This window comes from Streptomyces hirsutus, assembly GCF_001418415.1.
GTDB lineage: Bacteria > Actinomycetota > Actinomycetes > Streptomycetales > Streptomycetaceae > Streptomyces > Streptomyces hirsutus.
This window is the reverse complement of sequence record NZ_LIQT01000291.1, coordinates 1-4,628: the sequence shown is the minus strand read 5'-3', so window position 1 is coordinate 4,628 and position 4,628 is coordinate 1. Positions and strand designations below refer to the sequence as shown.

Annotated in this window: 4 protein-coding genes; 3 read left to right on the top strand and 1 reads right to left on the bottom strand. The window is 73.2% G+C overall.

Going from position 1 to position 4,628, the window contains the following annotated elements; translation table 11 throughout:
- On the bottom strand, window positions 1-1,023 hold a 1,023-nt coding region (locus AOK11_RS21695; RefSeq protein ID WP_055595393.1), incomplete at its 3' end, for a LacI family DNA-binding transcriptional regulator.
- Window positions 1,024-1,343: 320 nt separating this feature from the next.
- Here AOK11_RS21695 and AOK11_RS21690 point away from each other — a divergent pair.
- Genes AOK11_RS21690 through AOK11_RS21680 form a run of 3 tightly spaced genes read left to right on the top strand, consistent with a single transcriptional unit; the run spans window position 1,344 to window position 4,482 of the window.
- Window positions 1,344-2,495: a Gfo/Idh/MocA family protein gene (locus tag AOK11_RS21690; protein WP_055595392.1), complete on the top strand. Its 1,152-nt coding sequence runs from the start codon at window positions 1,344-1,346 to the stop codon at window positions 2,493-2,495.
- On the top strand, window positions 2,492-3,643 hold the full coding sequence (locus AOK11_RS21685; RefSeq protein WP_055595391.1) for a dihydrodipicolinate synthase family protein: 1,152 nt from the start codon (window positions 2,492-2,494) through the stop codon (window positions 3,641-3,643). Before AOK11_RS21690 ends, AOK11_RS21685 begins: the two co-directional genes overlap by 4 nt.
- A gap of 41 nt (window positions 3,644-3,684) precedes the next feature.
- Window positions 3,685-4,482, top strand: coding sequence for a sugar phosphate isomerase/epimerase family protein (locus AOK11_RS21680; RefSeq protein ID WP_055595394.1), 798 nt, complete (start codon window positions 3,685-3,687; stop codon window positions 4,480-4,482).
- Window positions 4,483-4,628 lie beyond the last annotated feature (146 nt).

Below are 4,628 nucleotides of genomic sequence, written 5' to 3'. Positions count from 1 at the left end.
CCCCCGCACCATCAACTCGCCCCGCACGGAGGCGATCCCCCCGGGCGGCGGCTCCTCGCGGCCCATCGCGATGCGGCCGGCCCGGGCCCCCGCCTCGGCGAGCGGCAGCCGCACCGTCGTCAGGGCGGGTACCGCGTCGATGCTGAACGGGAGGTCGTCGAAACCGGCGACCGACACGTCGTCGGGGATCTTCCGGCCGGAGTCCCGCAGCGCCGCGCACGCGCCCAGCGCGACGGAGTCGTTCGCGGCGACCACGGCGGTCAGCCCGGGGTCCCTGCGCAGGAGTTCGAGGGCGGCCTCGTAGCCGGAGCGGCGGTCGTAGCGGCCGTGGACGGTCCAGCGGGGGTCCTCCTCGATGCCGTGCGCGGCGAGCGCGGCCCGGTGCCCTTCGAGGCGGTGGCGGGTGGTGGTGCGCTCCTGCGGGCCCGCGACGTAGCCGAGGCGGCGGTGGCCGAGCCCGATCAGGTGCTCGGTGAGCTCCTGGCCGCCGCCGCGGTTGTCGAAGGTCAGCGCGATCGCCCCGGTGTCCGGTGCCGGCGGCCGGCCGCACAGCACCACCCGGGTCCCGGCGTCCGCCATCTTGCGCAGCTTCGCGTCCATGGCCGCCTTGTGCGGGGCGTCCTCGATGGCGCCGCCGGTCAGCACCACCGCCGCGGCCCGCTGCCGCTGGAGCAGCGTGAGGTAGGTCAGTTCGCGTTCCGGGGAGCCGCCCGTGTTGCACACCACCGCGAGTCTCTCCCCGCCGGCCCGCCCGCCCGGACCCCCGATCTCGCCCTGGATCGCGCTCGCCATGATCCCGAAGAACGGGTCGGCGATGTCGTTCACCAGGATGCCCACCAGGTCGGAGGTGGCGGCGGCCAGGGCGCTCGCGGGGCCGTTGAGCACGTAGTCGAGTTCGTCCACCGCCTTCAGCACCCGCTCGCGGGTGGAAGCGGCCACGGGATAGTTCCCGTTCAGCACGCGCGACACCGTCGCGGGGGAGACCTGCGCGCGGGCCGCCACGTCCGCCAGGGTCACCGTCATCTCTCGTCCTCCGGTCGCGCGTCTCGTCGTATCGGCGCCGGCCGCCGTGTCCGGGCGCGTCCGGGCGTGTTCCGGGTACGGGCCCGATGTCCCGCCCCCGACCAGACCCTATGGCCCCGCGCCCACTTGTTCGCCCCCTCGAACAAGTCGGGTTCTCCATGGTCTTGTCCGGAGCACCGTCGAGAGGCTAGCTTCTAGATACATAGAAAGCGCTTGCTGTGACGTTCACCAGTCCCCGGAACGTCGGCCGCCGATCGGCGGCCGGTGCGTGACGGGCGGGGCGTGTGCGGCGCGCGGGGACCGCGTACGAAGGGAACGACGTGACACGCAAGACGGTGCGTATCGCCATGAACGGTGTGACCGGGCGGATGGGCTACCGGCAACACCTCGTCCGCTCCATCCTGGCCCTGCGCGAGCAGGGCGGCCTCGACCTCGGTGACGGCACCGTGCTGTGGCCGGAGCCGGTCCTGGTCGGCCGCCGCGAGCACGCCCTGCGGGCGCTGGCCGAGCGGCACGGACTGGAGCACGTCTCCACCGACGTGGACGCGGTGCTCGCCGACGAGAGCGTCGACATCTACTTCGACGCCCAGGTCACCTCCGCCCGCGAGGAGGCCCTCACCAAGGCGATCGCCGCCGGCAAGCACATCTACACCGAGAAGCCGACCGCCACCGGCCTCGACGGCGCCCTGGAGCTGGCCCGGCTGGCGAACGCCGCCGGGATCAAGCACGGCGTGGTGCAGGACAAACTGTTCCTGCCGGGCCTGCTCAAGCTGAAGCGGCTCATCGACGGCGGCTTCTTCGGCCGGATCCTGTCGGTGCGCGGCGAGTTCGGCTACTGGGTCTTCGAGGGCGACTGGCAGTCCGCGCAGCGCCCCTCCTGGAACTACCGCGCCGAGGACGGCGGCGGCATCGTCGTCGACATGTTCCCGCACTGGGAGTACGTGCTGCACGAGCTGTTCGGCCGGGTGCGCTCCGTCCAGGCGCTGGCCGCCACCCACGTCCCGCAGCGCTGGGACGAGAACGGCAAGCCCTACGACGCCACCGCCGACGACGCCGCCTACGGCGTCTTCGAGCTCGAGGGCGGAGCCATCGCCCAGATCAACTCCTCCTGGGCGGTCCGCGTCCACCGCGACGAACTCGTCGAGTTCCAGGTCGACGGCACCGAGGGCTCCGCCGTGGCCGGCCTGCGCGACTGCCGCGTCCAGCACCGCTCCGCCACCCCCAAGCCCGTCTGGAACCCGGACATCCCCGCCACCGAGGTCTTCCGCGACCAGTGGCAGGAGGTCCCGGACAACGGCGAGTTCGACAACGGCTTCAAGGCCCAGTGGGAGCTGTTCCTCAAGCACGTCTACGCCGACGCCCCCTACCACTGGGACCTGCTGGCCGGCGCCCGCGGCGTCCAGCTCGCCGAGCTGGGCCTGAGGTCCTCGGCCGAGGGCCGCCGCCTGGACGTGCCGGAGATCTCGCTGTGACCATCGAACTGCCCGACGTGCGGGGCGGGCTGCGGACGTACGAGCCCCGCACCGAGCCCCTCGCACTCGCCGCCGGGGCCCCCTTCGTCTCCCGTACGGTCTTCTCCGCGGCGCACGTCGTCGCCGACCCGTACGCCGACACCACCCCCGACTCGCCCGCCGCCGTCGACTGGGACGCCACCCTCGCCTTCCGCCGCCACCTGTGGTCGCACGGCCTGGGCGTCGCCGAGGCGATGGACACCGCCCAGCGCGGCATGGGCCTGGACTGGGCGGGCGCGGCCGAGCTGATCCGCCGCTCCGCCGCCGAGGCGAAGGCCGTCGGCGGGCGCATCGCCTGCGGCGTCGGCACCGACCAGATCGTCTCCGGCACGCTCGCCGAGGTGCGGGCGGCCTACGAGGAACAGCTCGCGCTCGTCGAGGAGTCGGGTGCGCAGGCCGTCCTGATGGCGTCCCGCGCCCTGGCCGCCGCCGCCCGCACGCCCGAGGACTACCTCGAGGTGTACGGCCACCTGCTGCGCCAGTGTGCCGAACCCGTGATCCTGCACTGGCTCGGCCCCATGTTCGACCCGGCGCTGGAGGGCTACTGGGGCTCGTCCGACCTGGACGCGGCCACCGACACCTTCCTGGAGGTCATCGCCGCCCACCCCGACAAGGTCGACGGCATCAAGGTCTCGCTGCTGGACGCCGGGCGCGAGGTCGCCCTGCGCCGCCGCCTGCCGCAGGGGGTGCGCTGCTACACCGGCGACGACTTCCACTACCCCGAGCTGATCGCGGGCGACGAGCAGGGCTTCAGCCACGCCCTGCTCGGCATCTTCGACCCGCTCGGCCCGCTGGCGGCCCGGGCGGTCCGCGTCCTGGACACGGGGGACACGGCGGGCTTCCGCGCCCTGCTCGACCCCACGGTGGAGCTGAGCCGGCACCTCTTCCGGTCCCCCACCCGCTTCTACAAGACGGGCGTGGTGTTCCTGGCCTGGCTGGCCGGCCACCAGGACCACTTCGCCATGGTCGGCGGCCTGCAGTCGGCCCGCTCGCTGCCGCACCTCGCCCGCGCCTACGAACTCGCCGACGGCCTCGGCCTGTTCCCCGACCCGAAGCTCGCCGAGGACCGCATGCGGACCCTGCTGCACCTGTACGGAGTGACCCCGTGACCGGCCCCGTCAACGCTCTCGCGCGTTTCAGCATCAACCAGATGACGGTCAAGCAGCTGTCCCTGCCCGAACTCGTCGACGCCTGCCGCGACCTGGGTGTCCCCGCAGTGGGCCTGTGGCGCGAGCCCGTCCAGGCCTACGGAGTGGAGGCGGCGGCGAAGCTGGTCCGGGACGCCGGCCTGACGGTGACGACCCTGTGCCGGGGCGGCTTCCTCACCGCGATCGACCCCGCCGAGCGGGCCGCGGCCCTGGCCGACAACCGCCGCGCCGTCGACGAGGCCGCCACCCTGGGCACCGACACCCTGGTGCTGGTCTCCGGCGGCCTCCCGGCCGGCTCCAAGGACCTGCGCGGCGCCCGCGAACGCATCGCGGACGCCCTGGCGGAGCTGGGCCCGTACGCCGAGGAGCACGGGGTGCGCCTGGCCATCGAGCCGCTGCACCCCATGTACGCCTCCGACCGTTGCGTGGTCTCCACCCTCGCCCAGGCCCTGGACCTGGCCGAACGGTTCCCGGCCCGGCAGGTCGGCGTCACCGTCGACACCTACCACGTCTGGTGGGACGACACGGCGCCCGCGCAGATCGCCCGCGCCGGCGCCCAGGACCGCATCCACACCTTCCAGCTCGCCGACTGGACCACCCCCCTGCCCGAGGGCGTCCTCAACGGCCGCGGCCAGATCGGCGACGGGAGCGTCGACATGCGGGAGTGGCAGGGCCACGTGGAGGCGGCCGGCTACACCGGCGCCATCGAGGTCGAACTCTTCAACGACGTCCTGTGGGCCCGGGACGGCCGCGAACTCCTCGCCGAGACGGCACGACGGTTCGTGGAGCACACGGCTTAGCGGGCCCCCCGTCCGCCCTTTCGCCCTCCCGAGGGGACCGGAAAAAATCTTGGAAAGGCCGTACAACCCTCCCCGCACCCCATGGGTCTTACCGGGTGTCAGAACTTCTGTGGGGGGACCCGGGGGGGATCCGAGAGGTTTTGACA